A 26,547-nucleotide genomic window follows, 5' to 3' on the forward strand; every position below is an offset into this window, starting at 1 on the left:
CCGAAAGCCTGGGAATAAATCAGCCTCAAAGGCCAACCTTCAAGAAATCCTAGAGCGAAAGACTTCGTCGCCTGCAGCGCCGCCGCCCTCGTTCAGTGACGCGGCTTATACGGCTAACCCCCGCAAACAGTCAACAGCAACAAATAAAGAATTCCAATGTTTCTCGTAAGCTATTGTAATTGTAATATAATTCGAAATGGATGGCGCGGGGCACGATGATGGACGTGCTAAAAGCAGCCAGAGCGCCCGGTATTTGCCCGCTTACCCCTTCAAAATTGTGGGGCGCCATCATTCCGCCGTGACAGAAGCACAATCGATACGGATAAGGACGCAGCATTCGAGCCAGTTTCAGGTCTTACAGTCATAAGGCACCTGATTTGACTCGCGTGCGCAAAATATGCACATCTTCAGGCCCAGCCGGTACGGCCCCGAAGAAGCCCATGAAAGGACGCGGACGCAGCTGCCATGATGACGGAGAAGATGATGATCCGCTCGTTGGGTAACGAGCCGCCGCTTCTCGCCGATGGCAGGCGTGCGCCCGACAAGCGCGAGGTTTCGCTCCGCTGGCTTTCCGGCACCTTTCTGACGGGTATCACCTCGAGCATCCTGATGGGAGTCGCCCTGTTCGCCGCCCTTGACGGCCGCCAGCAGCTGGCAATCCCGGCGGAAGCCTATGCCAATGTCAATGCAGACACCCATGACGATGCCGCGGTAACCCGCGGCGGACGGCTGATTGCCCCTGCAATTGCCGCCAAGCCTTCCGACAAGGCGATCATGGAGGTCTCGACAGTCGTTCATGATGGCGACAAGGAAGTGGTGCGCCGCCAGCCTTTCTCGCATGTGAAGATGCGCCTTGCCGCAAACCATGTCGCGACCGAGGATTATCCCGACTTCGACGCACTCTCGATTTTTTCCGCTGACGAGCCGCTACCGGCACCAGCACAACGCACCGGCGCCATCTATGGCTCCGATGTCGAATCCGAAGTCGCCCTTAAGTCCGTGCCCTTCCCGACCGGCAAGAGCGACCTCAAGGTTGCCGCCGGCATGTCTTTGGAAGAAGTCGAAGAAAATGTCCGTTCCAACGGTTCCGTTCTAACGGACGGCTCATCGCAGGTGGCTGCGCTCTACTACGTCGATCCGCAGCGCTTCTCCAACGAAGACAACGATGTCGATCTGACCGCCGGTCTTTCCGCCCGCGTGCTCGAGCAGAACATGACGGTCTCGGCGCCTGAAACGATCACCCCGCAAACCGAAGAATTTGCCGACGATATCATCCCGGCGCGCCAGGATGTTCCGATCGCCAAGGCGCTGATCGATGCCGGCTACCCCGAGCCGCAGGCCACAATGCTGTCGGGCTACCTCTCTCAGCCGCTCGGCAGCGAAGAGCTCTCGAAAGGCGACGTGCTGCGCATCGGCATCATCCAGAAGGGCGAACAGGCAAGGCTGATCCGCGCCAGCGTCTATCGTGGCGCAAGGCATCTGGTCACCATCGCGCTCGATGACAAGGGCCGTTTCGTCGTCGCCAGCGAACCGCCGCATCTCGACGCGGTGGCGACCGCCTTCAGCGACGATACGCTTTCCGTACCAACGGGCCAGAATCTGCCGCGCGTCTATGACGGCATCTATCGGGCCGCTTTGTCCTACGGCATGACCAAAGATATGACGGCGCTGATCATCAAGCTTCTGGCCGCCAATGTCGATTTCCAGGCACAGCTGAAATCGAGCGATTTCCTCGAAGCCTTCTTCTCGGTCGCCGACTCGACAGGCAAGGCCACCGACGATTCCGAACTGCTCTATGTCAACGCCCGCTTCGGCGACACGGCGATCCGCTTCTACCGTTTCCAGGCCGATGATGGCAGCATCGACTACTTCGACGAGGACGGCAAGAGCATCCGCCAGTTCCTGCTGCGCAACCCGGTTCCGAACGGTATTTTCAAATCCGGCTTCGGCATGCGCCGTCACCCGATCCTCGGCTTCGCCCGCATGCATACCGGCGTTGATTGGGCTGCCCCTCGCGGCACGCCGATTATCGCCACCGGCAACGGCGTCGTCGAGAAGGCCGGCTGGGATTCCGGCGGCTACGGGAACCAGACGATCGTCCGCCACGCCAACGGCTATGAATCCTCCTATAACCACCAGAGCGCCATCGCCAAGGGCGTCGTTCCCGGCGCCAAGGTCCGCCAGGGTCAGGTGATCGGCTGGGTCGGCACGACAGGTGAATCGACCGGCCCGCATCTTCACTACGAGATGATCGTCAACGGCACCAAGGTCGATCCGCTGCGCATCCGCCTACCCGGCGGAAAATCGCTGGATGGCGAGGCGCTGGCGAAGTTCCAGGACGAGCGCAAGCGTATCGATACGCTGCTCAACAACCAGCCGGTCGATCAGGTCGCCAGCAAGTAGCGTCAACCGTCTTCATCCAGGCCAATGCTGGCACGGGCGAGTAGAACTCATCTGTGAAAATTTCGATTCAAGTAGAATCCGTTTGAAGTAGAATATTCGAAAGTGATTCGGCATCGGTTTAGCTAAATGATTTGGCGGGCGACATGGAATCGAGCGATACATTCGAAACGTGGGCATTATGCAAGGCGCATGAAATCCTTTCGAAAGAAGGATTTCTCCTGATGGACGCGGCACAGGCCCTGGACAAGAAACGAACCAAATCCAACGCCTTTCTGCTGCGCAATGCCATTGCCCGCTCCCTGATGGAAGCGGCAAGCCTGCGCGGCGTTCAGGCGGCTGGCGAAACGGCCTGACACGTCGGAAGACCGCAAAATGACCGATCGGCGCGCATGAAAATGCCGCCCCGGATGTCTCGCGGGACGGCACATCATCTCATCATCAAGCGCGTGCGGTTTACGCCGCTTCGCTGACGGTCTGCCGGGTCCGGAATAGCAGCCGGTCGGAGCCATTCGTCACCTTGACCGTCGAACCATCGGGCACTTCACCCGACAGGATCTGTTCGGCCAGCGGATCCTGAACATATTTCTGGATCACGCGCTTCAGCGGACGGGCGCCATAAACCGGATCATAGCCCTTGTTGGCCAGCCAGTTGCGCGCATCCTCGTCAAGATCGATGATGATCTTGCGCTCGGAGAGCAGAGCCACCAGCCGCTTCAGCTGGATATCGACGATTGCGCCCATTTCCTCACGCTTCAGGCGGTGGAACAGGATGATCTCGTCGATACGGTTCAGGAACTCCGGACGGAAATGCGCCTTGACGACGTCCATCACCTGTTCGCGAACGTTTTCGCTGTCCTCACCCTCGGAAAGCTGGGTCAGATAGTCTGCACCCAGGTTCGAGGTCATGATGATCATCGTGTTGCGGAAATCGACCGTGCGGCCCTGACCATCGGTCAGGCGGCCATCATCGAGAACCTGCAGCAGGATGTTGAAGACATCCGGATGCGCCTTCTCGATCTCGTCGAACAGCACGACCTGATAGGGCCGGCGGCGGACGGCTTCCGTCAGCGCACCACCTTCGTCATAGCCGACATAGCCGGGAGGGGCACCGATCAGCCGGGCCACGGAGTGCTTCTCCATGTACTCCGACATATCCATGCGCACCATCGCAGTCTCGTCGTCGAACAGGAAGCGGGCGAGCGCCTTAGTCAACTCGGTCTTGCCGACGCCGGTCGGGCCTAAGAAGATGAACGAGCCAATCGGCCGGTTCGGATCCTGAAGACCGGCACGGGCGCGGCGCACGGCACGCGACACGGCCTGTACCGCATCACCCTGACCGATCACCGACTTGGCCAGCTCGTCTTCCATCCGCAAGAGCTTGTCGCGTTCGCCTTCCAGCATCTTGTCGACGGGGATCCCGGTCCAGCGGGAAACGATATGGGCAATATTGTCGGGGGTCACGACCTCCTGCACCATCGCGCCGCGATCGCCATCCTGCTTTTCGGCATCGGTAAGCTGCTTCTCGAGCTCCGGGATCACCCCGTAGGTCAATTCGCCGGCGCGCTGGAATTCACCCTTGCGCTGGGCGATCGCCAGCTCATTGCGGGCTTCGTCGAGCTGCTTCTTGATATCGGCTGCAAGGCCGAGCTTCTGCTTTTCCGACTGCCAGCGGGCGGTCAGGGCATCGGCTTCCTCTTCGAGATCGGTGAGTTCTGTCTCCAGCCGCTTCAGCCGGTCGGCCGAGGCAACGTCGGTTTCCTTCTTCAGCGCTTCACGCTCGATCTTCAGCTGCATGATGCGGCGATCGAGTTCGTCGAGTTCTTCCGGCTTGGAATCGACCTGCATGCGCAGACGGGCAGCCGCCTCGTCCATGAGGTCGATCGCCTTGTCCGGCAGGAACCGGTCGGTGATGTAGCGGTTCGACAGCGTCGCAGCCGCGACTAGGGACGAATCCGAGATACGAACCTTGTGATGCTGCTCGTATTTTTCCTTCAGGCCGCGCAGGATCGAGATCGTATCCTCCACCGTCGGCTCATCGACGACAACGGGCTGGAAGCGGCGGGCAAGAGCCGGATCCTTCTCGACATGCTTGCGGTATTCGTCGAGCGTGGTCGCACCGACGCAATGCAGCTCGCCGCGGGCAAGAGCAGGCTTCAAGAGATTGGACGCATCCATCGCGCCATCGGCCTTTCCGGCGCCGACAAGGGTGTGCATTTCGTCGATGAAGAGAATGATCTCGCCGTTCTCCGACTGAACTTCGTTCAGCACCGCCTTCAGGCGTTCCTCGAACTCGCCGCGGAACTTCGCACCAGCAATCAGCGCGCCCATATCGAGCGCCATCAGCTTCTTGTCCTTGAGGCTTTCGGGCACGTCGCCATTGACGATGCGCAGCGCCAGACCTTCGACGATGGCCGTCTTGCCAACGCCGGGTTCGCCGATCAGCACCGGGTTGTTTTTGGTGCGGCGGGAGAGAACCTGGATGGTGCGGCGGATTTCATCGTCGCGGCCGATGACCGGATCGAGCCTGCCTTCGCGGGCCTCGGCAGTGAGATCGCGTGCGTATTTCTTCAGGGAATCGAAGCCCTGTTCGGCATTGGCGGAGTCTGCCGTGCGGCCTTTGCGGATTTCGTTGATGACCTGGTTGAGGCTCTGCGCCGAAACGCCGGCACTCTTCAGCGCCGCAGATGTCGAAGCGGAAGACTCGATCGCCAGCGCCTGCAGCAGCCGCTCGACGGTGACAAAGCTGTCGCCGGCCTTCTTCGCAGCCTCTTCGGCCGTCGAGAAAACCTTCGCAAGCGGTGCCGCGAGATAGATGTTGCCGCTGCCGCCCGAAACCTTGGGAAGCTTGGCAAGAGCGGCATCATTGGCGAGACGCGCGGCCTTGGCGTCGCCGCCGGCACGCTCGATCAGCGAGGCAGCCATGCCCTGATCGTCGTCGAGCAGCACTTTCAGCACGTGCTCGGGCGTAAACTGCTGGTGGCCTTGGGCCAAAGCGTAGGTCTGAGCGGACTGGACGAAGCCGCGAACGCGCTCGGAGTATTTTTCGATATTCATGCTGTACCTCCATGGATCGCCCTGCCCTGAAGAGGCACAGGCCGATGATTGAGATTGAGCTCCCTGAAAAGGCAAGCCCGGCTCCACCGCTTTGGGATTTCGGCGAAGCAATCGGAGACGAATATGGTGGGATATCGCAGCAGTTTAAAGGGGGATTGCATTGAAAAGCGGCAGCGATTGCTGCCGCTCGCTCAGGATTTTTCAAGCGCCGCGAAACGCATCGCGCAGAACGCCGAAGACCTATTGAAGCTGCGGCTTCTTGAGGAAGCTGTTGCGGTCGGCGGACTTGATCCGCAACCAGGCCTCGCGCCCGTCGCGCAGCACGCGCATCGGGATTTCGGCACCGGCCGAACCGCTTTCCCATACCTTTCGATAGAAATCCGCAAGTCCTTCCACTTCGCCGTCCCGGATTTCGGAGATAACGTCACCCCGCTTCAGCCCCGCCTTGGCAGCAGGACCATCCGGCGCCACGCTCATGACGATGACCTCGCCGTTGTTCTCCGCCGAAAAAGCGCCGAGCCAAGGCCGCGCAGGCTTGTTGATCTGGCCGCGATTGAGCAGGTCGTCGAGGATCGGGCGCAGAAGATCGATCGGCACCGTCATGTTGATATCCGCGACGTCACCATCCTTTGCCATCTGCAGCCGGAGCGAACCGATGCCGAGCAGCTTGCCCTCGGCATCGACAAGAGCAGCGCCGCCCCAAGAGGGATGAGCGGGCGCCGTGAAAATCGCCTCGTCGAGCAGATATTCCCAGTAGCCTGCGAACTCCTGTTTGGCGACGATATTGGCCCGGACGAACTGCCCAATACCATCAGCCAGCATCACGGGATCACCGACCTTGGCGTCCGATGAATTGCCGAGCGGCAGTGCAGGAAGGTCGAGCGCACCGAGCGCCTGGATCAGGCCGAAGCCGGTTTCCTGATCATAGGCAAGCGCGTGCCCGGCAACAACATGACCATCCTGGCGCGTCAGCCAGACCTCTTCGGCTTCAGTGATCAGGTAGCCGATGGTCAGCACAAGGCCGTTTTCGCGAATGACGACGCCGCTGCCCTCTCTGACTGTGCCGAGCGTTGCAGCGGTAAAGGCATCCTCGGCTATGGAGGAGCGAACGGCCACAATTGACCGCAAAATCTGATCTGTATTCATCTCTTTATCCTGACCGCAGATGCGCTGGCCGAAAGCGGGGCTGTCAGGACAGCGCACTGATATAAAGGTATGAACTGGGCGCCGCGAGCGCAAGCTTTGCAATCACAGATCCGTGCGGGGATGACATCCCGCCATGGCTAAGCCGGTGATTTTCCGTATCTATCAGCAGAAAATTCGGATATTCGCGATTCCGTGATCGCAATGAGGGGAAGCAGATGGAAACAAGCGACCGGGCCTCTGGCGTGCTCAAGCAGCATTTCGACCAGCATAGAACGCAACTGAGCCGCTCGGAGCTTGCCGTTGCCGAATATCTGGTTGCGCTGCCGATCGACGTGCTGATCTTCAAGAGCGCCGAAGAGATTGCCTCCGATGCGGGCACCAGCGACGCCACCGTCATCCGCACGGCGCGCCGCCTCGGCTTCAGTGGCCTGCCGGAGCTGAAACGCGTATGCAGCCGCACGATGGCAAAGACCATTCCGACCAGCGACCGCCTGGAACAACGCTTTCGCGGCACCGGCAGCGAACTACCGAAAGTCGCGCAACAGATGTTCGCGACAGCCCGCGAGGTTCTCACCTCGACCGAGGAGCAGTTTGATGAGCAGATGCTGTCCGCAGCCGTGTCGCTGCTGGAAGGCGCCGATACCGTCTGGTGTCTTGGAATGGGGACCGCCGAGGTCGAGGCCCGCCATTGCGCCATGGCACTCAGCCGCGCCGGGTTGAGAACAAGATGGTCCGGCGCATCGGGCTTCACGCTTGCCAACGATCTGCTCGATCTCCGTGCAAGCGATGTCGTCGTGCTTTTCAATGCGGTGCATGAAACACCCGAATTTTCGATGGTTGCCAGCCAGATGAGCGAGATCGGCTGCAAGCTCATCCTCGTCTGCGGCGTTCAGCTGCGTGCGCTTTACAAGGACAAGGTCGATGCGCTGCTGACTTGCATCGGTTCCCCGTCCAAGCTCGCAAGCTGGACCCTCGGCGCCATCGTCACCGGCGACATGCTTGCCTACGGCGTTGCCGTCAGGAATCAGCCTCGTGCGATCGAGACAAAGCGCCGGCTTGCAGGCTTGCGGGCAAAAGTAGAGCGCAAGAACTGATGCGACAACCGCGGCAAATTTGTCAGCCACCCGCGGACATTCTTCCTCAATGCCTCGATCGCTTTCTAGAACGGGAAGACTCAACGAAAAAGGCCGCCCTCAAGGCGGCCTTTCTTATTCCGTTAGCAGAAATGCTTATTCCGAAGCGGCGTCAGCCAGTGCGGGAGCGTCGGCTGCGGCCTCGCCTTCACCCTCACCGCTGGCGCGGCGCGGACGACGGGGGCGGCTGCCGGTGCTGCGGCGGCGCGGCTGGCGCTCGCTCGACTGGCCGCCTTCCTCTTCCATCGAAACCTCGACAGGAATGCCCTCGATCTCAGGCTGCGGACCCGTGCCGTCGATAACCTCGGCAGCGACGGCCGGAGCCGGCGCTTCGCGGCGTGGCTCACGTTCGGCGCGCGGTTCCCGGGGCTCCCGCTGCTCGCGGGGTTCACGAGGTTCGCGTTGTTCACGGGGCTCGCGCTGTTCGCGCGGCTGCTGCTGATCGCGGGGCGGCTGAACAACGACGACATCGTCGCTATCGCCATCCGAATCGTCGCCATTCTCGGCGCCGTCCTGGTATTCGCCGCGCTCGTCGCGCTGGAAGCGCTCCTGCATCTGCGCCTGAGCACTCGCGATGATGCGGTTATAATGCTCGGCATGCTGAAGATAGTTCTCGGCCATGACGCGATCGCCGGAGCTCTGGGCATCACGGGCGAGCTGAGCATATTTTTCAGCAATGTTCTGGGCCGTACCGCGAACCTTTACGTCCGGACCCGAGCTGTCGTAGGTCCGTGTCAGCGGATTGCCACCCTTGCGGTTGAAGTTGTTGTTATTATTGCTTCCGCCGCCGCCATTGTTGTTGCTGCCACGCCCTCGACCGCGCTTGTTCTGCTGTCCTGGCCTCATCGATCGTTCACCTGAATTCTCTGTTTGTGTGGAGTTAAGGCACCGACCGCAATGCCGGAAACCGGTCAGAGCTTTCGTGCCGCAAGCATGATGCGCCTTCGCGCCGACCTGCCGCTTGTTCTCAAGTCATATTGACTGATTCACGCATTGGGTCGTGTTCAACCTTTGAAACTCTCGTTTAAAAGAGTGGACCCCCGAGGCTGACCAAGTACCGAACGAATCTTCGTTCCTTCTTGGGTGCCCAACGCGTGAGCGCAACCTATCTTGCTTCCCGGTGAAATCCAAGCCTTTTCTTCGCAATAGCAATATCGTCCTGTTTAATGCTGCAATTTGTCGCTCAGACATTAAGTGCGAACACGAGCACCCGGTCATTCTGGCCGTAATCTTTGATGGACGCGAGACGCTGGAAGCCTGCAGCTTCGAAAACCGCAGTGACGTCGTCCCGCTGATCGTATCCGATCTCCAGTCCGACGATACCGTCTGGCCGCAAGAACCTCGCTGCATCCTTGGCTATCGCTCTGTAGGCGTCAAGCCCATCCGGACCGCCATCCAAAGCGGCCACAGGATCAAATTTCGTCACTTCGGGAGCGAGATCGTGAACGACCTTGGAAGCAATATAGGGCGGATTTGAGACGATCGCGTGAAAGCGCCCATCGATGTTCTCGAACCAGCTGGATTGCAAAGCCTCGAAGCGTCCCTGAAGCCCGTTTCTTGCGGCGTTTGCTTTCGCTGTTGCCAGTGCATCAGAAGAGATATCGCTGCCAATTCCCTTGGCTTGCGGGAATTCGCTCAAAAGCGCTAGGCATATCGCCCCCGTTCCCGTGCCGATATCAAGGATATGGAGATCGGCGCCCGAACTTGCAAGGCTCCTTAAATAGGGAAGCATCACGTCGACGAGGATTTCGGTATCGGGCCGCGGCTCTAACGTGCCTGCCGACAGCGACAGCGGCAGGCCGTAGAATTCACGCTCGCCGAGAATGCGGTGGACGGGTTCGTGTTGCAGCCGCCGCTCGATGGCCGCGTCGATCGCCGCAATCCTGTCGTTCGCCGGAACCGCGTTCGCCCGCGTCAGCATTTCCGTCGCCGACAGGCCGAGCAATCCGGCCACGAGCAGACGAGCATCCGTTGCAGGATCGGCGATTCCTGCCTCCGAAAACCGGCGGCGGGCTTCGGAAAGAACCGCCGAAACCGTTCGCCCACTTGCCGTCATTGCTGTTCGCCGAGGCTGGCGAGCTGGCTTGCCTGATAGTCGGCCAGCAGCGCATCGACGACTTCATCGATCTCGCCGACCATCATCCGGTCGAGCTTGTAGAGCGTCAGGTTGATGCGGTGATCGGTGATGCGGCCCTGCGGGAAATTATAGGTTCGGATGCGTTCGGAGCGATCGCCGGAGCCCACCTGGCTCTTGCGGTCGGCAGAACGCTCGCTGTCGGCCCTCTGGCGCTCCGCGTCGTAGAGACGCGACCGCAGAACCTGCATCGCTTTCGCCCGGTTCTGGTGCTGCGACTTCTCGGAGCTGGTGACGACGATACCGGTCGGCAGGTGCGTGATGCGCACCGCAGAGTCCGTCGTGTTGACGTGCTGGCCGCCGGCACCGGACGAGCGCATCGTATCGATGCGGATATCTTCCGCCCGGATCTCGATATCGATTTCTTCGGCTTCCGGCAGAACGGCCACCGTCGCGGCCGATGTATGGATACGCCCGCCCGCTTCCGTCTCCGGCACGCGCTGGACACGGTGTACCCCGGATTCGAACTTCAGCTTGGCGAACACGCCGCGGCCGGTGATCGTCGCAATGATTTCCTTGAAGCCGCCGGCTTCACCGTCGCTCGACGAGAGGACCTCGACCTTCCAGCCATTGGCAGCCGCAAAACGCTCGTACATCCGGAACAGATCACCGGCAAAAAGCGCGGCTTCGGAACCACCGGTTCCGGCGCGGATTTCCAGGATCGCGCTCTTCTCGTCGGCTGCATCTTTCGGCAGCAGCAGGATCTGGATTTCCTGCTCCAGCCCCTCGATCCGCTCCTTCACATCGGGATATTCAAGCTCCGCCAGCTCGCGCATATCGCGATCGACAGACTTGTCCTCCAGCAGCACTTCCAGATCGGCAAATTCATCCACGGCTTTCTGATAGGCGCGGATCTTGCCGACCACGGGCTGCAGCTCGGAGTATTCAGAGGCGAGCTTTACATAGACGTCGGCCGCAGGACCGGCGGACATGCGCGCTTCGATCTCGCCGAAGCGGCGTTCCAACTCGCGCATCTTTTCCAGGGGAAGCTTCGCCACCCTTCACTCCAATTCTTCTTATCGTTGTCTAAAGGGGAATATTGTGGCTGCTGGCGAAACGGACAAGAATGTCGCGCACGGATTCCGTGGCATGCGTATCGTCGAGGGCCTCGTCCATCAGCTTCGAAAGCGCCGAAACGTCAAGCCCGAGCAGCATCGCCTTCACCGGCCCGATCGAGGCCGGCGACATCGAGACCGAGCGGAAACCGATCCCCAATAGAGCCATTGCCGAGATCGGCTTGCCGGCTAGCTCACCGCACAACGTCACGGTCGTGTTGTTGCGTTCGCCGGCGCGGGTGATGTCACGCAGGATCCGCAGGAACGGACGTCCGAGCGTATCGAAACGGTCGGAAACGCGCGCATTGCCGCGGTCGACAGCCATCGAGAACTGGAACAGGTCATTGGAGCCGACAGAAACGAAATCCGCCGCTTCCATCAGTTCGTCCAGCTGCCAGAGCAGCGCCGGAACCTCTAGCATCGCGCCGAACTGCAGCTTGCGCGGCAGGCCGTGGCCGAAGCGGGAAAGATGCTGCACTTCCTTCTGCAACAGCTCGCGGACTGCCTTGAGCTCCGAAACCTCGGTGACCATTGGCACCATGATCTTCAGCTCGGTTCCGGCGGCAGCCTTGAGCATCGCACGAAGCTGGGTGCGCAGAAGGCCCGGACGGTCGAGCGACAGGCGGATCGCCCGCCAGCCGAGTGCCGGGTTTTCTTCCTCGTGGCCACGGAAATAGGGAACGACCTTATCGCCGCCGATATCCAGCGTGCGGAACGTCACCGGGCGCCCGGCCGCCTGCTTCAGCACGTTGCGGTAAAAGCTTTCCTGCTCATCCGCCTTCGGCATCGTCGAGGCGATCATGAACTGCAGCTCGGTGCGGAACAGGCCGATGCCCTCGGCACCGGATTCCGCCAGCTGCGGCAGATCCACCAGCAGACCGGCATTCATCTGCAGCGCGATGCGCTTGCCGTCCTTGGTAACGGGTTCGACAGCGCGCAAGGCGCGGAACTGCTCCTGCTTGCGGGCACGGAAGCGCACCTTCTCCTCGTAAGAGCGCTGCAGGTCCTGCATCGGGCGCAGGTGAACATGACCTTCGTCACCATCGACGATCGCCGCGTCGCCATTTTCCGCCAAAGCAACGACGCCCGCTGCCTGGCCGATGACAGCAATGCCCATGGCGCGTGCAACGATGACCACATGGCTCGTCACCGCGCCCTCTTCCAGCACGAGACCGCGAACGTTCGCCCGAGGATAGTCGAGTAGTTCGGCAGCCCCCATGGCGCGGGCAAAAATGATCGCATCGTTCGGGAAGCCGTCAGCGGTCGTCCGGCCGCTATAGCCGGTCAGCTGCCTGAGAAGGCGGTTGGCCAGATCCTCAAAATCATGCATCCGTTCGCGGAGGTAGGGATCGGTCAGGCGCATCATCCGCGCCTTGGTGTCCGATTGCACCTTCTCAACGGCCGCTTCCGCCGTCAGGCCGTTGCGGATCGCTTCTTCCAGCTTGCGCACCCAGCCCTGGTCATGCGCGAACATCCGGTAGGTTTCGAGAACCTCGCGGTGCTCGCCCTCCATGGAGACGTCACGGCGCGACAGCATATCGTCGATCGACAGCCTGAGCGAGCCCATCGACTCCGCGAGGCGACGGATTTCCTTGTCCGAATCCTCGTTCAGCAGATTGGTGACGACGATGCGCGGCTCGTGCAGCACGACGTAACCGAGACCGATGCCTTCATTATAGGTATCGCCGTCGATCGTCACGGCACGCGTCAGATCGAGTTCGAGGCCCGGCTTGGTAATCTTCTTGAGCTCGCCGGTGGCGATCATCTCGGCGAGCACCATCGCCGTCGTTTCCAGCGCTTCCAGCTCTTCGTCGCGATAATTGCGGCTGGCCTTGTTCTGCACGACGAGAACCCCGAGCGAGCGCCCGGTTCTCAGGATCGGCACGCCGAGGAAGGAATGGTAGATCTCTTCGCCGGTTTCCGGCAGGTAGCGGAAGGCCGGGTGCGACTGCGCATCGGAAAGATTGAGCGGCTGCGCGGAAGCGGCAATTGTACCGACGAGACCCTGTCCCATCTTCAATTGCGAAAGGTGAACGGCTTCCTTGTTCAGACCTTCGGTCGCATAGAGTTCGAGCACGCCGTCGGCGCGCAGCACGTAGACCGAGCAGACCTCGGCAACCATGTTGCCGGCAATCTGGCGAACGATCCGGTCGAGTCGCTCCTGCGGCTCCAGCGGTTCCGCCATCAACTCGCGCAACCGCTTGAGCAGTACGCGCGGACCACCGGACAGGTCTCTCATTGCGTCTCAAGCTCCCCGAAACAAACGCCTAATGCGGCCAGCAGAACCGGCCGCATCTCTTCATCTCGAAGGGGCGGCCCGCCCGCTGGGAATCAATTCTTATCCAGACCGTAGCAGGAATGCAAAGTTCTGACAGCGAGTTCCGCATACGGACCGTCGATCAGGATAGAAATCTTGATCTCCGACGTGGTGATCGCCTTGATGTTGATACCCTTTTCCGCAAGCGCGCGGAAGGCCGTTGCGGCAACGCCAGCGTGCGAACGCATGCCGATGCCGATGACGGATACCTTCACAAGGCCGGATTCGTGCTGGACAACGTCGTAGCCGATAGCCGGCTTGTTGTCCGACAGGACCTTGATCGCCTTGTCGACGTCACCCGACGGAACCGTAAAGGTCATGTCGGTCTTCGATCCGTCCTCGGAAATATTCTGGACGATCATGTCGACATTAATGTGGTTCTCGGCCAGCGGTCCGAAGATCGCGGCGGAAACGCCCGGCCGGTCGGCAAGACGGCGAAGCGAGATCTGAGCTTCATCCTTGGCATAGGCGATGCCGGTGACTACTTCCTGTTCCACGATTTCATCCTCGTCACAAATCAGCGTTCCGGGCGGATTCAAGAAGTCACCCATGCCCGGAGCATCGGGATCTTCGAAAGAGGAGCGCACGAAGGTACGAACCTTGTGCACCATGGCAAGCTCGACCGAGCGAACCTGCAAAACCTTGGCGCCGAGTGATGCCATTTCGAGCATTTCCTCGAAGGCGATCTTCTTCAGGCGGCGCGCCTGCGGCACGATGCGCGGGTCTGTCGTGTAGACGCCATCGACGTCGGTATAGATATCGCAGCGGTCAGCCTTCAACGCCGCGGCAACGGCAACGGCAGAGGTGTCAGAACCGCCGCGGCCGAGCGTCGCGATGCGATTATCGGGGCCGATACCCTGGAAGCCGGCAATGACGGCAACCTGTCCCTCGCCCATGCGCTTGACGATGTCGGCACCATCGATTTCCTGTATGCGGGCAGCACCGTGGGCATTGTCCGTGCGGATGGCGATCTGCCAGCCCTGCCAGGAGCGGGCATTGATATCCATCGCCTGCAGCGCGATCGCCAGCAGTCCGGCAGTCACCTGTTCACCCGAAGCAACGACGGCATCGTATTCGCGCGCATCGTAGAACGGAGAGTTGGCGCCGACGACCTTCGGCATGTTCTGCACCCAGCCGACCAGCTCGTTGGTCTTGCCCGACATCGCCGAAACGACAACCGCGACCTCGTGGCCCGCGTCGACTTCGCGTTTCACATGGCGGGCAACGTTCTTGATGCGGTCCAGATCGGCGACGGATGTTCCGCCGAATTTCATAACGATGCGTGCCATAAGCCTCTACCACAGCCAGCGCCTGATACCGGATCGGGATTTTCCGGAAGCTCGCGCGCCATTGACAAACCACCGGGAGAGACGATCGCCAGACCCGGCATCCAAAGCCAGTCGGACCGCAGGCCGGAGCGCTCGAATTGGGAGTTCTGGAACGCTTCTAAAGCCTTGGCGCCCAAGGGCTCAAGTTGCGGCGTCTCTTAGCGGCTTTGCAGGGGGGTGGCAAGGTCGCCTTCAGGCGATTGGCGGTACGGTGGCTCAAAGTTTTCGATCGTGAGCCGGACAGGCATTTGGAAAGGCCCGCAGGCATCTTTTACAGCCGTTCGTCATAACACCTTGGGGTTATGTTCGATCCCGTTCCGCTCGTTCATCTTTTCTTCATAAATAAAAAATGCGGGCGGTGACCTGCGCGGAACAGCTATAAGAATTGCACTGCGCAGCTCCCGGGAAGATCAATCAACAACTCTTCGCGGAGGCGGAACATGAACAATACAGTAAAACTCGACCGCGCATTGGGCCTCTGGTCCGTTGTGCTATTCGGCCTGGCCTATATGACGCCGATGATCGTCTTCGGCACCTTCGGCGCACTTGCAGCAGCAAGCCAGGGCACGACGGCGATGGCCTATCTCGTTGCCGCCGCCGCCATTCTGCTGACGGCGATCAGCTACGGCGTCATGGCCCGCGTCTATCCGGTTGCCGGCTCGGCGTACACTTATGCGCGCCGCTCGATCAGCCCCAGCATCGGCTTCCTCGTCGGCTGGGCGGTTCTGCTCGATTACTTCTTCCTGCCGATGGTCATCTGGCTGATCGGCGCCGCCTATCTGACCTCGGCATTCCCGACGATCCCGGCCTATGTCTGGATCATCGGATTCATCGTGCTGACAACGCTGGTCAATGTTGTCGGCATCGCCTTCGCAAACCGCGTCAATTTCATCCTGATGCTGGTGCAGCTCACCGTTCTGATCGCCTTCGTGTTCCTGGCTGCCCGTTACGTCATGGCCGCCAGCGGTCCCGCAGGCCTCGTCTCGGCAACGCCGTTCTTCAAGACCGACGTGCCCTTCTCCGCATCGATCGCCGGCGCCGCGATCGCCGCCTATTCCTTCCTCGGCTTCGACGCCGTCTCGACGCTGACCGAGGAAACCAAGGATGCCAAACGCACCATGCCGCGCGCCATCCTCATCACCGCCCTTGCCGGTGGCGTCATCTTCGTCGTGGCTGCCTACATCACACAGCTTGCCCATCCCGGCATGGACTTCGTCTCGGTCGATGCCGCTGCCAGCGAAATCGCCAAGATGATCGGCGGCGACGTCTTCGTCACCATCTTCCTCGCAACGCTGGTCGTCGCCCAGTTCACCTCGGGTCTCGCCGCCCAGGCAAGCGTCGGCCGCCTGCTGTTTGCCATGGGCCGCGACAACGTGCTGCCCTCATCGATTTTCGGCAGCCTGCATCCGAAGTGGCACACGCCGATCATTAACCTGATCCTCGTCGGCATCGTCGGTCTGCTCGCGCTGACCATGGATGTCACCACCTCGACCTCCTTCATCAACTTCGGCGCCTTCCTGGCCTTCACCGCCGTCAACATCTCGGTCATCGCGCTCTACATGAAGGGTGACCAGCAGGTGAAGCCGCTCGGCGCACTTGTCGGCCTCGTCATCCCGGCTCTGGCCGCCGTCTGCGACCTGTTCCTGCTCTGGAACCTCGACGAGCATGCCAAGGTTCTCGGCCTGATCTGGCTGGTGATCGGTATCGGTTATCTCGCCTACCTGACGCGCTTCTTCCAGTCCGCGCCTCCCGAAATGGATTTTGCAGAATAACGTCCGCCAAGCGTCAGCCCGGCCGGCAACGGCCGGGCTATGCCAGAAACAGCCTGAATAGCTCGGCTTGGCTGGAAATATTGAGTTTCGAGTAGATCTGCCGGCGGTGCACCTTGACGGTATTGGGCGAAAGCTCCAGCACGGCGGCAAGCGAGAGGTTGGAATGCCCCTTGAGGATCAGCGTCACGATCTCGAGTTCACGCTTGGTCAGCAGCGGATGCTCGATCCGCGCCGCAGGAGCCGCGTTCTTGATCTCCAGCGACAGGCCGGAGACATGGAACCAATGACGGCCAGCCAGAGCGCAAACCAGCGGCGCTGCCGACCGCAAGCGCTGCAAGTCCTCTTCCGAAAACAGCGCCGCATTGCCGGTCCGCGACAGGGAAAGCACGGCGATATAGCCATTCTCCAGCGTCAGGACGAAGCCGATCTCGTCGAGGATCTCGGTGGTCGCGTAATGAATGCGGAAATACTCGGTCTGCGCAAAATCGTCAGGCGCGATCTCGCGCATCACGATCATCCGCGCGCTGCTATCGGCACGCACCGCGTCGTAGAAGGGATCGAGCACGAAGGCGCCGGCCAGATACCGGTCGACGATCAGCGCCCGCTCGGCAAAGATCTTTTCGTTATAGAGATCGAAGGCGTGAGCATCGGGCGAGTAGATGAAGCCATTCATCATCTGAAACGGCGAAAGCAGCCGGAGCGCCGCGGCAAGCGCATCCGGAAAGGACCGCGAACCGATGGCATTGGCTGCCTGAGCGAGAGCAGCATTCCAGACGTCGAAGGCCGGCATCTGGGCAATTGGTCTCGAAACAGAATTCATGGATCGTCCTGGCACTCGAAAAGCCGCATAGGGCTTGAAACGCAGCAAGCACTCTTTCAAAGCGAAATGCAATGACCCCGATGGAACATGCTCACATGACGACGCAACCGGCAGAAAGCGCCGCTTCCCACCCGCTGGACCTTCCCGCAACCGAGATCGCCCGCGGTATTCGCGAAGGCCAGTTCACTTCCGAATCCATCGTCTCGGAATCGATCCGCCGCGCCAGGCTGGTAACCGCGAAGCTGAATGCTTTCACCGTCATTCGCGAGGATCAGGCACTGGAAGCCGCGCGCGCCGCCGACCGCGTGATAGCGCGTGGCGAAGCCACCGCGCCGCTTCACGGCGTACCCTTCGCGGCGAAGGACCTGACACCGACAGAAGGCGATCTGACAACACTCGGCTCCTGGACGAGAGGGGATTGGGTTCCCGGCGAAACCGCACTTGTCGTCCGCCGCTTGCAGGAGGCCGGTGGTATTCTGATGGGCAAGACCGCCACCCCCGAATTTGCCTATGCAAGTTTCACCCACAGCCCGCGCTGGGGCGTGACCCGCAATCCCTGGAATTCCGAGCATACGCCCGGCGGTTCGTCCGGCGGCTCGGCCGTGGCTGTCGCAACCGGCGTCGTGCCCTTCGCCGAAGGCACGGATATGGGCGGCTCGGTCAGAATTCCGGCAGCACTCAGCGGCGCCGTCGGCCTGAAGCCCAGCCTCGGCCGCATCCCGATGACCATTCTTCCCAGCGTTTTCGACAACATTTCGCATTTCGGCCCGCTGGCCCGCACCGTCTCCGACGCCGTCTCGTTCATGGAAGCGGCCTCCGGTCCAAGTGACGAGGACATCTCGTCGTTGCCGATTGGCTTCGCTTCTGATGTGGCGAGAACAGGCAGCCTCAAGGCCAAGCGCTTCGCACTCTCGATCGATCTCGGCTACTACCAGATCGAACCCGAAGTCGAACGCCTTGTCCGCAGCGCCGCTGAAGAGCTTCGCCGTGCAGGCGCCGTTGTCGATGAAGTGCCGATGCAATGGACCCGCGCCGTCAATGACGAGTGGTTCGACATCTGGTGCGTCTTCATGTCGGGCTTCTTCGGCGATACGATCGAAACCCACCGCGAAAGGATGGATCCGGCCGTCGTCTCGATGATCGAACGCGGACTGGCGATGAACGCCACGGCCTACAAGCGCGTCGAGCTGCTGCGCACCCGCATGTGGCGGGACATGGCCGCCCTCTTCCAGACCTATGATGCGCTGCTCTGCCCGACCTGCGCCGTCACCGCACCGCTCACCACCGAATGCGACGACGATTATGTCGCGACCGGCCCTGACGGACGCTTCATAGGTCTCGATATGACCTGTCCCTTCAACATGCTGCCGCAGCTGCCCGCCCTCTCGCTGCCCGTCGGCCTTGCCGCGAATGGCCTGCCTGTCGGCCTGCAGATTGTCGGGCGGCGCTTTGCGGATGAGAGCGTGCTTTCGATGGCAGCGGGGCTCGAGGCCCGGCTTACCGTGCCGAGACTGCCCGCCCCTTGACTTATGCTTCCGATCGTCCGACTTCACTGCTGACGAATGCAAGGAGCAGACCGATGAGCGAAGCCGCGAAGAGCACGATCGACCAGAGCGAAGTTGACCGCTTCTCGGCGATGGCGGCGGAGTGGTGGAGCCCGGCCGGCAAGTTCAAGCCGCTGCACAAGTTCAATCCGGTGCGGCTGACCTATATCCGTGACAAGGCGGCGGAGAACTTCGGGCTTGATCCGAAAAACCCGAAGCCGCTCGAAGGTCTGCGCGTTCTCGATATCGGCTGCGGCGGCGGACTGCTGTCGGAGCCCGTGGCTCGGATGGGCGCCACAGTCGTCGGCGCCGACCCCTCTGAGAAGAACATCGGTATCGCCTCCACCCATGCCAAGGCATCGGGTGTTTCGGTCGATTACCGCGCTGTCACGGCCGAGCAGCTTGCGGAGGCCGGCGAGACCTTCGATATCGTCCTGAACATGGAAGTCGTCGAGCACGTTGCCGACGTCGAATTTTTCATGACGACCTGCGCCAAGATGGTCCGCCCCGGCGGCATGATGTTCGTCGCCACGATTAATCGGACAATAAAGGCCGCCGCATTGGCGATCTTTGCGGCCGAAAACATCCTGCGCTGGCTGCCGCGCGGCACACATCAATATGAGAAGCTGGTGCGTCCGGAAGAGCTGGAAAAGCCGATGACGGAAAACGGCCTCGAAATCATCGACCGCACCGGCGTGTTCTTCAATCCGCTTTCCAATCAGTGGAACCTGTCGAAAGACATGGACGTCAATTACATGCTGCTGGCGAAACGCCCGCGGTAAGAGAGACGCCTTCAGACCTTCAGCTTGCCGACCCGTTCGAGCAGATCCTGCTGACGTTCGGCGTTGCGCGCTGCAAGCTCCTTGACCCGCTCCCGATCGATCGACAACGCGGCACCATCAGGCCCGAAAGGCTGCTTGAACGTGAATGCGTGCGGGCTCGGCCCGTGGTCGTCGAGATGCTCCAGCCGCGCGACGCCCTCGGCCCAATCCGGCCGATGCGTCGTGGAAACCCACCAGAGCACGAGCGGCGGCCATGACGGCTTTACGTTCCAGTTTCGGGCATTCTTCAGGGCCTCGGCATGCACGCCATTGTAGCTGAACGCCATCAGCGACTCGATATCAGCTTAGAGTGAGAGCGATGATGGCGCGGACGTGAAGCCGCTGCCCTCGATATAGCGCGGAAAGACTTGCGCACCCCAGCTTCTGATGCCGGGCACGCCCGGATAACCCGAGCGGCCGAGGAAGCCGCTGGCACGCGTCGCCGCCTCGAAATTCAGCGGCTCGCGCAGGACAAACCCATGGATGATCTCACTTTCCGGAGGAGCGACGTGGAGACCAAAATTGTAGAAGGCCAGGCGCTCCGTCGTCATGTCAGTTCACGTCATCGGGCAGAACCGGCAGCGCCGCGATCTCGATGCCTTCGTCGATCAACTCTTGCGCCTCATGCGCGGTCGCTTGACCGATGATACCGCGTGCATCCGCCTCGCCGTAGTGAATCTTCCGCGCCTCTTCCGGAAACTTGGTGCCGACGTCCTCAGAGTTAGCCTTGACCTCGGCAACCGCCTGCTTGAGCTTCTGGAACGCTTCGCGGCGCACCGCATCCATGGCGACGGTCTTGATTTCGTCCTTCTTGCGCGCCGTCGAAACCGAAGGCGCCATCAGCACCTTCGAGATCGTTGCCGACTGACAGACCGGACAGGTCAGAAAGCCGGAGGCGAGCTGACGATCGAAATCAGCACTCTCGGAGAACCAGCCTTCAAATTCGTGCGCATTCTCGCAACTGAGGGAATAGCGGATCAAGCGGCCGCGCCCCCGCTCATTGCTGCCGGTATTTTCTCGATCGAAAACTCACGGCCATTCTTCAGGTTCGGGATCTTGTCATGCGCCGCCTTGACGGCGGCCGGATCGATATCGGCGACGATGACGGCCTCGCCGGTTCCGCCTGCAGAAGCCAGCACGCGTCCCCAAGGGTCGATGATCATCGAATGCCCGAAGGTCTCGCGTCCATCCTCGTGAACGCCGGCTTGCGCCGCCGCAATGACGAAGACGCCGTTTTCAATGGCCCGCGCCCGCAGCAGAATCTCCCAATGCGCCTCGCCGGTCTGCCGCGTGAAGGCTGCCGGAACGGTCATGACCTCGGCACCCGCAACCGCCTGAGCGCGGAAGAGCGCGGGAAAGCGGACGTCGTAGCAGATGGTGAAGCCCATTTCGGCAAACGGCAACGAAACGACGCGGGCCTCGGAACCAGGCCTGTAAGCCGCGCTTTCGCGCCAACTCTCGCCATTATCGAGATCGACATCGAACATGTGGATCTTGTCGTAGCGGTTCATCACCTTGCCATCGGGCCCGAACAGGAAACCACGATTGGCCATCTTGCCGTCGTCGAGCGCAATCGCCGTCGAGCCGACATGCATGTAGATGCCGAGTTCGGCAGCAAGCTCCGATGCGGTATTGACGATGATATCGTCAGCCTCGCCGCGCAGAACCGCCTTGGCGGCTGCCCGATCCCGCTGCAGCATTCCCGTCATCTCGGGTGTCTGGATATAGGTCGCGCCCTGTCCGGCGGCCTCACGAACCAGCCGCGCCATCGACACGGCGTTTCGCGCCGGATCGACACCTGAACACATTTGAACGGCAGCAGCCTTGAAGACCATGGTTTCGGCTCAGGCTGCGAGCATCGGGTCGAGCTTGCCGGCCCGATCGAGTGCGAAGAGGTCGTCGCAACCGCCGACATGTTCGCCACCGATGAAAATCTGCGGGAATGTCGATCGGCCATTCGACTTGCCGATCATCTCCTGACGAAGATCGGGAGAGAAGGTCGCGTCATGCTCGACATAATCGACACCCTTCTGTTCGAGAAGGGATTTTGCACGTGCGCAATAGCCGCAAGCCTGTCGCGTATAGATCGTTACCGGTGTCATCTCTGTCTCCAGACGGGTGCCTGTTTTCACTAGTCATATAGGTTCTGAAAGGACCCTTGCAAAGGTCAAAACACTGATGTCGGCGGCTCCCGCCTTGCGCAAGGCCCGCGTTGCCGCAGCCACTGTCGCCCCTGTCGTATAAACGTCGTCGATGAGCACGACACGTTTGCCGAAGACGTCGTTTTCGCGGCCGCGCGCCAGCGCGAAGGCTCCCCGGACATTGTCCTCGCGGGCACGGGCGCCGAGACCAACCTGCTGCTCGGTCCGTTTGACGCGCAAAAGCGTTGCCGGAAGCAGCGGCTTGCCGGATAGACTGGCAATATGCCGCGCCAGCTCGGCCGCCTGATTGAACTTGCGCGACAACAGCCGCGAGCGATGCAAGGGCACCGGAATGATTGCGTCGCAAATCTCGACTGTGCCGTCGGCTGCGCGCAGCATCCAGCCCGCCATCATCGGCGCCAGATCGACACGGTCGCGATATTTGAGGCCATGAACGAGATCGCGGACGGCCTCGTCATGGATGGCGGCAGAGCGCAGCCGGTCGAAGGGCGGCGGGTTTGCGATCGCTTCGGCACAGAGAATTCCGGCGCCAAGATCGTGCGAGAAGGGAAGTCCGAGAACCTCGCAATAGGGCCGCTCGATGAAGCGCACGCCAGACCAGCATTTGGCACAGAGCCCTCGATGCCCAGCGGTCAGCGCCCCGCAGGCCGAACAGGCCGGCGGATAAACCAGATCCGCAAGCATGCGAAAGGGCTGGAGGACAAGCGTCCGTCCGGATTCTCTCAGCCTGCCGAAATCGATCGCCCCCATAGACGAAAGCTAGCTGGTTTTCCAGCAAAGGAAAATCCGTCTTGCCGCTTGAGAATGACGGGACTATTCACGTCGCATGGATATTATTTTCGACAGGGCGGCGATCGCCGCACACCGCCACCGCGCCTTGCAGGCAGGCGATCCGAAGGCCGCGTTCCTTCTCGATATCGCCGCCGAGGAGCTGGCCGAGAGACTGTCGGTGGTCGAGCGCACCTTCGAGCACGCCGTCGAACTGCACGGCGCGACGGGCGCGGCGGCGCGCGCCGCATTGGCAACCGGCAAGATCGGCGATCTCAGGCGCATCGAAGTGCAGGATGTTTCCGGCGCTCCCGGCGAACTTCAGGTCGCGCCGCTGGAGGACGTTCCGCTCGAGCCGCAATCCGCCAACCTCGTCATCGCGCCGCTCAGCCTGCATTTGACCAACGACACCCCCGGCGTCTTCATCCAGATCAAGCGTGCACTGCGGCCTGACGGCCTGTTCCTGGCAGCCATTCCCGGCGCTGGAACGCTGCAGGAACTGCGCGACGTTCTGCTGGCGACCGAGGCCGAAATGACCGGCGGCGCCAGCCCCCGCGTCATTCCCTTTGCCGATGTACGCGATGTCGGCGGATTGTTGCAGCGCGCCGGCTTTTCGCTGCCTGTCATCGATGCCGAAACCTATACCGTGCGCTACGATTCGATCTTTCAGTTGATGAAGGATCTGCGGGCGATGGGGATGGCAAACCCGCTCGCCGCGCGCAGCCGCAAGCCACTGACCCGCGCCTTCTTTCTGCGCGCAGCCGAAATCTACGCCGAGCGCTACTCCGATCCGGATGGCCGGATCCGCGCGACGTTCTCGATCATCTACGTCTCGGGATGGGCTCCTCACGAGAGCCAGCAGAAGCCCCTTCAGCCGGGATCGGCAAAGGCACGCCTTGCCGATGCTTTACGCGTCGAAGAGCACAAGCTGAAGCAGTGAAGCGCTGATTTACGGGTTATGCGCAGCGATCGTGTTGCTGACATTCGTCAGTACGTTCTGGAGATTGTTGCCGAAGGTACCGACACCGGCAATGATGCCGACGGATATCAAAGCCGCTAGCAAGCCATACTCAACGGCGGTGGCGCCGCGGATATCCGCGATCAAAGCCTTCAGAGAACGCATTACCCCCAACCTTTCCCGCATATGGCGGTGACCTCTTCCTCTGCACCCCGGCAGACGGTCTTCCCTCAGCAGCCGGCGCCCGAACCGTACCCCTGGACGACGCAGACGGAGCCAGGGCTTTCCTGGAGCACACTGCGGCGGATTGTGTAGCGCTTGCCGTTCTCGGTCTTGGGGATCGAGCCCGTCGTGATGTTGTCGAATTCCGTCGGCACGCTGGCAAACACGCTGGACTTCGATTTATCGGCGAGCATCGGCGTGAGGATCAACGTCAGGGCGACCGCGGCTGTGCCGAACAGCAAGGCAAGATTAAGCGCACCCGTCCTGCGCGAGGCATTCGAGCTCTGCTGTTTCTCTCTGACTGCTTTCCAGAAATCGTCGTCCATCCGTCAAGCCTTTACACACACACGCCAGTTGCTTGATTGAGGCCGATCTTTGGCAGAAGGTGATAAACGATCAATTAATATCCGCGGACAAAAACCATCCGTGAAAGTAAATCGTGAGAAATCTCTAAAGTAGATCCTGCAGCATTGGTATCAGCGGCTCGTCGGCCGGGGGCATCGGATAATCGCGCAATGCCATGGGCTTAACCCATTTCAACGCCTGGCCTTCCCGGCCCTGCGGGACGCCTTCGTAGCGGCGGCACACATAAAGCGGCATCAGCAGATGAAATGTGTCATAGCTGTGGCTGGCGAAAGTCAGCGGCGCCAGGCAGGCGACCTTGGTCTTGATGCCGAGCTCTTCCTCGAGCTCCCGCACCAGCGTTTCCTCCGGCGTCTCGCCGGGTTCCAGCTTGCCGCCCGGAAATTCCCAGAGCCCTGCAAGCGATTTTCCCTCCGGGCGCTGCGCCAGAAGAATGCGCCCATCTGAATCGATCAGCGCGCAGGCGACGACCAGAAGGATCTTCTTGCCGGCCTCGCTCATCCGCAGCGATCCTTGCGCCAGTAGCTGTAGCGATAGGCTTCGCGAAAGCCGATCCGCTCGTAAAGAGCGAGCGCCGGCGCGTTGTCCGCCTTTACCTGAAGCCAGGCGGAGCGCGCAGAGCGCATCCGCGCCCAGCGCAGCGCAGACGTCAGGATTTCGAGACCCAGCCCCTCGCGGCGGCGCTCCCGCGCGACCGAAAGCGACATGATGCCCGCGAGATCGTTGTCCTGAACGCAGAGCACTGTCGCCAGCGGACCGGTTTCCGGATCCTCGATCATGAACAAGCCGGATGGCGGCTTGATCGCATTGATGATCTCGGCAAGCGCCGGCTTCAGTTTCGCCGACACCTGATCGGTCGCCAGATTGGCATCGACGAAGCGGCCGATATCGTGGGTCGGGAGATGATCGAGTGTATCCGGAAGATCTGCCTGTGTCAGATCGCAGGTCATGACGATCGTCTCGTCGAAATGCGTCCAGTTCTGCGCTGCCACCAGATCCACCAGCAACGGTGAGCAGAGCGGCGTTTGCCGCAAAACCGCCGGGCGGCCATAGGCCTCGAACTTGCGGCTCGCCTTCTCCACGCGGATTTCGATGTCGCGATGATCGGACGGATCGAGCGGAACGATCGAATTCAGACGGTTGGACGGATGACCGGCCGTCAAACGCACCTGCCAGCTGCCGTCATATTGCACGGACGAGGCCGGCCAGGCCCGGAACCCGACGGCCTCGAGCCTGCGCACCAGCGGCAGATTTGCACTTTTTGAAGAAGTCTCAGTCAATGAACGATCAGCTCCGGTAGTCGCCGTTGATCGCCACATACTCCTTAGTGAGGTCGCAGGTCCAGACCGTTGCGTGACCATTCCCGAGGCCGATATCGACTTTGACAGGAATATCCTGCTCCTTCATGACATTCGAGGCCGCCTCTTCGGAGTAGCCGGGGTCACGCTCGCCGTTGACGGCAACGCGCACGTCACCGAACCAGATCGCCAGCCTGTCGCGGTCCGCCATCTCGCCGGCCTTGCCGACAGCCATGACGATACGCCCCCAATTGGCGTCTTCGCCGGCAGCCGCCGTCTTCACCAGCGGTGAATTGGCGATCGAAAGCGCGATGCGCTTTGCGGCAGCGTCGCTCTCGGCGCCGGTCACGGTGATCTCCAGCATCTTCGTGGCGCCTTCGCCATCGCGGCAGACCTGCAGGGCGAGATCCTTGAGCACTTCGTTGAGCGCGACGCGGAACGTCGCGAGGCGGGCATCGTCGGCGCGCTCGACGCGGGCCTGACCGTCAGCCGCAGCAGCACCCGTGGCGAACAGCATCAGCGTATCGGAGGTCGACGTGTCGCTATCGACGGTCATCGAGTTGAAGGTCGGGCCAACGCCCTCGGACAGCATCGCCTGCAGGGCAGCCGGGGCGATATCGGCGTCGGTCACCACGAAAGACAGCATCGTCGCCATATCGGGCGCGATCATGCCGGCGCCCTTGGCGATGCCGTTAATGGTGACGGTCACGCCACCGATCTCGGCGCTGCGCGTCGCAACCTTCGGATAGGTATCGGTCGTCATGATTGCCTTGGCAGCTTCGAACCAGAAGTCGCCACTCGCATCGCGATGCATGGCATCCAGAACACCAGCGAACTTGGTCGCGTCCAGCGGCTCGCCGATAACGCCGGTCGATGCCAGGTAGATTTCGTTCTCGCCGCAGCCGACAGCAGCAGCAGCCGATTTTGCCGTCAGCTCGGTCGCAGCGCGACCCTTGAGGCCAGTAAAGGCGTTGGCATTGCCGGAATTGACGACGACGGCGCGTGCAATGCCATGCGGCAGGTTGGCGCGGCAGAAATCGACAGGCGCCGAAGGGCACTTCGAACGCGTGAAGACGCCCGCGACCGAGGCAGGCTTGTCGAAGACCATCATCAGCACGTCGGTCCGGTTCTTGTACTTGATGCCTGCGGAAGCGGTCGCCATGCGCACACCGCGTAGCGCAGGCATGGATGCGAAGGTCTTCGGGGCGAGCGGAGAAACGGAACCGGACATTGTGATGGACCTGCCTGA

24 protein-coding genes and 1 pseudogene are annotated in these 26,547 nt (G+C 61.2%); 7 read left to right on the forward strand and 18 right to left on the reverse strand.

Annotation, left to right across the window (positions count from 1 at the left end; genetic code table 11):
* The first annotated feature begins 465 nt into the window (after positions 1–465).
* On the forward strand, positions 466–2,403 hold the full coding sequence (locus tag AC1DJO_RS10460) for a M23 family metallopeptidase (protein ID WP_477970341.1): 1,938 nt from the start codon (positions 466–468) through the stop codon (positions 2,401–2,403).
* 221 nt (positions 2,404–2,624) lie between these two features.
* Positions 2,625–2,756 (forward strand): hypothetical protein, encoded by a 132-nt coding sequence (locus tag AC1DJO_RS10465; RefSeq protein ID WP_310296048.1) that lies wholly within the window; start codon positions 2,625–2,627, stop codon positions 2,754–2,756.
* Positions 2,757–2,856: 100 nt separating this feature from the next.
* On the opposite strand, the gene clpB is transcribed toward AC1DJO_RS10465, so the two are convergent.
* Together clpB and AC1DJO_RS10475 are read right to left on the reverse strand one after the other, a co-directional pair.
* Complete coding sequence (clpB, locus tag AC1DJO_RS10470) at positions 2,857–5,457, reverse strand: ATP-dependent chaperone ClpB (RefSeq protein ID WP_112517657.1); 2,601 nt, start codon at positions 5,455–5,457, stop codon at positions 2,857–2,859.
* 240 nt (positions 5,458–5,697) lie between these two features.
* A complete protein-coding gene (locus tag AC1DJO_RS10475; RefSeq protein ID WP_112386079.1) occupies positions 5,698–6,603 on the reverse strand; it encodes a S1C family serine protease in 906 nt (301 codons plus the stop codon).
* 215 nt (positions 6,604–6,818) lie between these two features.
* Between AC1DJO_RS10475 and AC1DJO_RS10480 the strand changes: the two genes are divergently transcribed.
* Complete coding sequence (locus tag AC1DJO_RS10480) at positions 6,819–7,697, forward strand: MurR/RpiR family transcriptional regulator (protein ID WP_477970343.1); 879 nt, start codon at positions 6,819–6,821, stop codon at positions 7,695–7,697.
* 135 nt (positions 7,698–7,832) lie between these two features.
* Here the strand turns inward: AC1DJO_RS10480 and AC1DJO_RS10485 are convergent, their stop codons facing one another.
* From AC1DJO_RS10485 to AC1DJO_RS10505, 5 genes are all read right to left on the reverse strand, one after another.
* Positions 7,833–8,582 (reverse strand): DUF4167 domain-containing protein, encoded by a 750-nt coding sequence (locus AC1DJO_RS10485; RefSeq protein WP_477970345.1) that lies wholly within the window; start codon positions 8,580–8,582, stop codon positions 7,833–7,835.
* A 337-nt stretch (positions 8,583–8,919) separates the two neighbouring features.
* Positions 8,920–9,792 carry a peptide chain release factor N(5)-glutamine methyltransferase gene (prmC, locus tag AC1DJO_RS10490; protein ID WP_477970347.1) on the reverse strand — a complete coding sequence of 291 codons (873 nt, stop codon included), beginning with the start codon at positions 9,790–9,792 and terminating at the stop codon, positions 8,920–8,922.
* A complete protein-coding gene (gene prfA / locus AC1DJO_RS10495; protein WP_477970349.1) occupies positions 9,789–10,868 on the reverse strand; it encodes a peptide chain release factor 1 in 1,080 nt (359 codons plus the stop codon). Before prfA ends, prmC begins: the two co-directional genes overlap by 4 nt.
* Before the next feature lie 28 nt (positions 10,869–10,896).
* Positions 10,897–13,164 (reverse strand): phosphoenolpyruvate--protein phosphotransferase, encoded by a 2,268-nt coding sequence (gene ptsP / locus AC1DJO_RS10500; RefSeq protein WP_477970351.1) that lies wholly within the window; start codon positions 13,162–13,164, stop codon positions 10,897–10,899.
* 92 nt (positions 13,165–13,256) lie between these two features.
* Entirely contained in the window at positions 13,257–14,531 is a 1,275-nt protein-coding gene (locus AC1DJO_RS10505; protein WP_112386085.1) for an aspartate kinase, read from the reverse strand.
* 479 nt (positions 14,532–15,010) lie between these two features.
* On the opposite strand from AC1DJO_RS10505, the gene AC1DJO_RS10510 reads away from it, so the two are divergent.
* Positions 15,011–16,342: an APC family permease gene (locus AC1DJO_RS10510; protein ID WP_477970353.1), complete on the forward strand. Its 1,332-nt coding sequence runs from the start codon at positions 15,011–15,013 to the stop codon at positions 16,340–16,342.
* A 37-nt stretch (positions 16,343–16,379) separates the two neighbouring features.
* Here AC1DJO_RS10510 and AC1DJO_RS10515 read toward each other — a convergent pair whose 3' ends face one another.
* Complete coding sequence (locus tag AC1DJO_RS10515; RefSeq protein WP_477970355.1) at positions 16,380–17,162, reverse strand: helix-turn-helix transcriptional regulator; 783 nt, start codon at positions 17,160–17,162, stop codon at positions 16,380–16,382.
* Between the two features lie 95 nt (positions 17,163–17,257).
* Here AC1DJO_RS10515 and AC1DJO_RS10520 point away from each other — a divergent pair, with 95 nt between their 5' ends.
* Positions 17,258–18,688 carry an amidase gene (locus AC1DJO_RS10520; RefSeq protein ID WP_477970357.1) on the forward strand — a complete coding sequence of 477 codons (1,431 nt, stop codon included), beginning with the start codon at positions 17,258–17,260 and terminating at the stop codon, positions 18,686–18,688.
* A 53-nt stretch (positions 18,689–18,741) separates the two neighbouring features.
* Entirely contained in the window at positions 18,742–19,488 is a 747-nt protein-coding gene (gene ubiG, locus AC1DJO_RS10525; RefSeq protein WP_477970359.1) for a bifunctional 2-polyprenyl-6-hydroxyphenol methylase/3-demethylubiquinol 3-O-methyltransferase UbiG, read from the forward strand.
* An 11-nt stretch (positions 19,489–19,499) separates the two neighbouring features.
* Here ubiG and AC1DJO_RS10530 read toward each other — a convergent pair.
* The 5 genes and pseudogenes from AC1DJO_RS10530 to AC1DJO_RS10550 form a co-directional block, all read right to left on the reverse strand.
* A pseudogene (locus AC1DJO_RS10530) lies at positions 19,500–20,078 on the reverse strand (DUF3291 domain-containing protein).
* Position 20,079: 1 nt separating this feature from the next.
* Positions 20,080–20,508 carry a DUF1178 family protein gene (locus tag AC1DJO_RS10535; protein ID WP_477970361.1) on the reverse strand — a complete coding sequence of 143 codons (429 nt, stop codon included), beginning with the start codon at positions 20,506–20,508 and terminating at the stop codon, positions 20,080–20,082.
* Positions 20,505–21,362 carry a carbon-nitrogen hydrolase family protein gene (locus AC1DJO_RS10540; RefSeq protein ID WP_477970363.1) on the reverse strand — a complete coding sequence of 286 codons (858 nt, stop codon included), beginning with the start codon at positions 21,360–21,362 and terminating at the stop codon, positions 20,505–20,507. Before AC1DJO_RS10540 ends, AC1DJO_RS10535 begins: the two co-directional genes overlap by 4 nt.
* Positions 21,363–21,371: 9 nt before the next feature.
* Positions 21,372–21,629, reverse strand: a complete 258-nt coding sequence (grxC, locus tag AC1DJO_RS10545) for a glutaredoxin 3 (RefSeq protein ID WP_112517668.1) — start codon at positions 21,627–21,629, stop codon at positions 21,372–21,374.
* Between the two features lie 33 nt (positions 21,630–21,662).
* On the reverse strand, positions 21,663–22,439 hold the full coding sequence (locus tag AC1DJO_RS10550) for a ComF family protein (protein ID WP_477970366.1): 777 nt from the start codon (positions 22,437–22,439) through the stop codon (positions 21,663–21,665).
* A 76-nt stretch (positions 22,440–22,515) separates the two neighbouring features.
* Here AC1DJO_RS10550 and AC1DJO_RS10555 point away from each other — a divergent pair, with 76 nt between their 5' ends.
* Positions 22,516–23,397, forward strand: a complete 882-nt coding sequence (locus AC1DJO_RS10555) for a class I SAM-dependent methyltransferase (protein ID WP_112539012.1) — start codon at positions 22,516–22,518, stop codon at positions 23,395–23,397.
* A gap of 9 nt (positions 23,398–23,406) precedes the next feature.
* On the opposite strand, the gene AC1DJO_RS10560 is transcribed toward AC1DJO_RS10555, so the two are convergent.
* From AC1DJO_RS10560 to argJ, 5 genes are all read right to left on the reverse strand, one after another.
* A complete protein-coding gene (locus AC1DJO_RS10560) occupies positions 23,407–23,580 on the reverse strand; it encodes a Flp family type IVb pilin (RefSeq protein WP_112517670.1) in 174 nt (57 codons plus the stop codon).
* 65 nt (positions 23,581–23,645) lie between these two features.
* A complete protein-coding gene (locus AC1DJO_RS10565) occupies positions 23,646–23,963 on the reverse strand; it encodes a hypothetical protein (RefSeq protein WP_112386097.1) in 318 nt (105 codons plus the stop codon).
* Positions 23,964–24,087: 124 nt separating this feature from the next.
* Complete coding sequence (gene mutT, locus AC1DJO_RS10570; RefSeq protein ID WP_112539013.1) at positions 24,088–24,501, reverse strand: 8-oxo-dGTP diphosphatase MutT; 414 nt, start codon at positions 24,499–24,501, stop codon at positions 24,088–24,090.
* A complete protein-coding gene (locus tag AC1DJO_RS10575; protein ID WP_477970368.1) occupies positions 24,498–25,319 on the reverse strand; it encodes a GNAT family N-acetyltransferase in 822 nt (273 codons plus the stop codon). The genes mutT and AC1DJO_RS10575 overlap by 4 nt, the downstream gene beginning before the upstream one ends.
* Positions 25,288–26,529, reverse strand: coding sequence for a bifunctional glutamate N-acetyltransferase/amino-acid acetyltransferase ArgJ (argJ, locus tag AC1DJO_RS10580; RefSeq protein ID WP_112539015.1), 1,242 nt, complete (start codon positions 26,527–26,529; stop codon positions 25,288–25,290). Before argJ ends, AC1DJO_RS10575 begins: the two co-directional genes overlap by 32 nt.
* Positions 26,530–26,547 lie beyond the last annotated feature (18 nt).

The organism is Rhizobium sp. 05N430 (assembly GCF_056396985.1).

Bases quoted from the DNA above. Each gene is read 5' to 3' on its own strand.
- AC1DJO_RS10460 (WP_477970341.1), top strand. From the start codon at position 466: ATGATGACGGAGAAGATGATGATCCGCTCGTTGGGTAACGAGCCGCCG.
- AC1DJO_RS10465 (WP_310296048.1), top strand. From the start codon at position 2,625: ATGGACGCGGCACAGGCCCTGGACAAGAAACGAACCAAATCCAACGCC.
- clpB (WP_112517657.1), bottom strand. From the start codon at position 5,457: ATGAATATCGAAAAATACTCCGAGCGCGTTCGCGGCTTCGTCCAGTCC.
- AC1DJO_RS10475 (WP_112386079.1), bottom strand. From the start codon at position 6,603: ATGAATACAGATCAGATTTTGCGGTCAATTGTGGCCGTTCGCTCCTCC.
- AC1DJO_RS10480 (WP_477970343.1), top strand. From the start codon at position 6,819: ATGGAAACAAGCGACCGGGCCTCTGGCGTGCTCAAGCAGCATTTCGAC.
- AC1DJO_RS10485 (WP_477970345.1), bottom strand. From the start codon at position 8,582: ATGAGGCCAGGACAGCAGAACAAGCGCGGTCGAGGGCGTGGCAGCAAC.
- prmC (WP_477970347.1), bottom strand. From the start codon at position 9,792: ATGACGGCAAGTGGGCGAACGGTTTCGGCGGTTCTTTCCGAAGCCCGC.
- ptsP (WP_477970351.1), bottom strand. From the start codon at position 13,164: ATGAGAGACCTGTCCGGTGGTCCGCGCGTACTGCTCAAGCGGTTGCGC.
- AC1DJO_RS10505 (WP_112386085.1), bottom strand. From the start codon at position 14,531: ATGGCACGCATCGTTATGAAATTCGGCGGAACATCCGTCGCCGATCTG.
- AC1DJO_RS10510 (WP_477970353.1), top strand. From the start codon at position 15,011: ATGAACAATACAGTAAAACTCGACCGCGCATTGGGCCTCTGGTCCGTT.
- AC1DJO_RS10515 (WP_477970355.1), bottom strand. From the start codon at position 17,162: ATGAATTCTGTTTCGAGACCAATTGCCCAGATGCCGGCCTTCGACGTC.
- AC1DJO_RS10520 (WP_477970357.1), top strand. From the start codon at position 17,258: ATGACGACGCAACCGGCAGAAAGCGCCGCTTCCCACCCGCTGGACCTT.
- ubiG (WP_477970359.1), top strand. From the start codon at position 18,742: ATGAGCGAAGCCGCGAAGAGCACGATCGACCAGAGCGAAGTTGACCGC.
- AC1DJO_RS10540 (WP_477970363.1), bottom strand. From the start codon at position 21,362: ATGGTCTTCAAGGCTGCTGCCGTTCAAATGTGTTCAGGTGTCGATCCG.
- grxC (WP_112517668.1), bottom strand. From the start codon at position 21,629: ATGACACCGGTAACGATCTATACGCGACAGGCTTGCGGCTATTGCGCA.
- AC1DJO_RS10550 (WP_477970366.1), bottom strand. From the start codon at position 22,439: ATGGGGGCGATCGATTTCGGCAGGCTGAGAGAATCCGGACGGACGCTT.
- AC1DJO_RS10555 (WP_112539012.1), top strand. From the start codon at position 22,516: ATGGATATTATTTTCGACAGGGCGGCGATCGCCGCACACCGCCACCGC.
- AC1DJO_RS10560 (WP_112517670.1), bottom strand. From the start codon at position 23,580: ATGCGTTCTCTGAAGGCTTTGATCGCGGATATCCGCGGCGCCACCGCC.
- AC1DJO_RS10565 (WP_112386097.1), bottom strand. From the start codon at position 23,963: ATGGACGACGATTTCTGGAAAGCAGTCAGAGAGAAACAGCAGAGCTCG.
- mutT (WP_112539013.1), bottom strand. From the start codon at position 24,501: ATGAGCGAGGCCGGCAAGAAGATCCTTCTGGTCGTCGCCTGCGCGCTG.
- AC1DJO_RS10575 (WP_477970368.1), bottom strand. From the start codon at position 25,319: ATGTGGCGATCAACGGCGACTACCGGAGCTGATCGTTCATTGACTGAG.
- argJ (WP_112539015.1), bottom strand. From the start codon at position 26,529: ATGTCCGGTTCCGTTTCTCCGCTCGCCCCGAAGACCTTCGCATCCATG.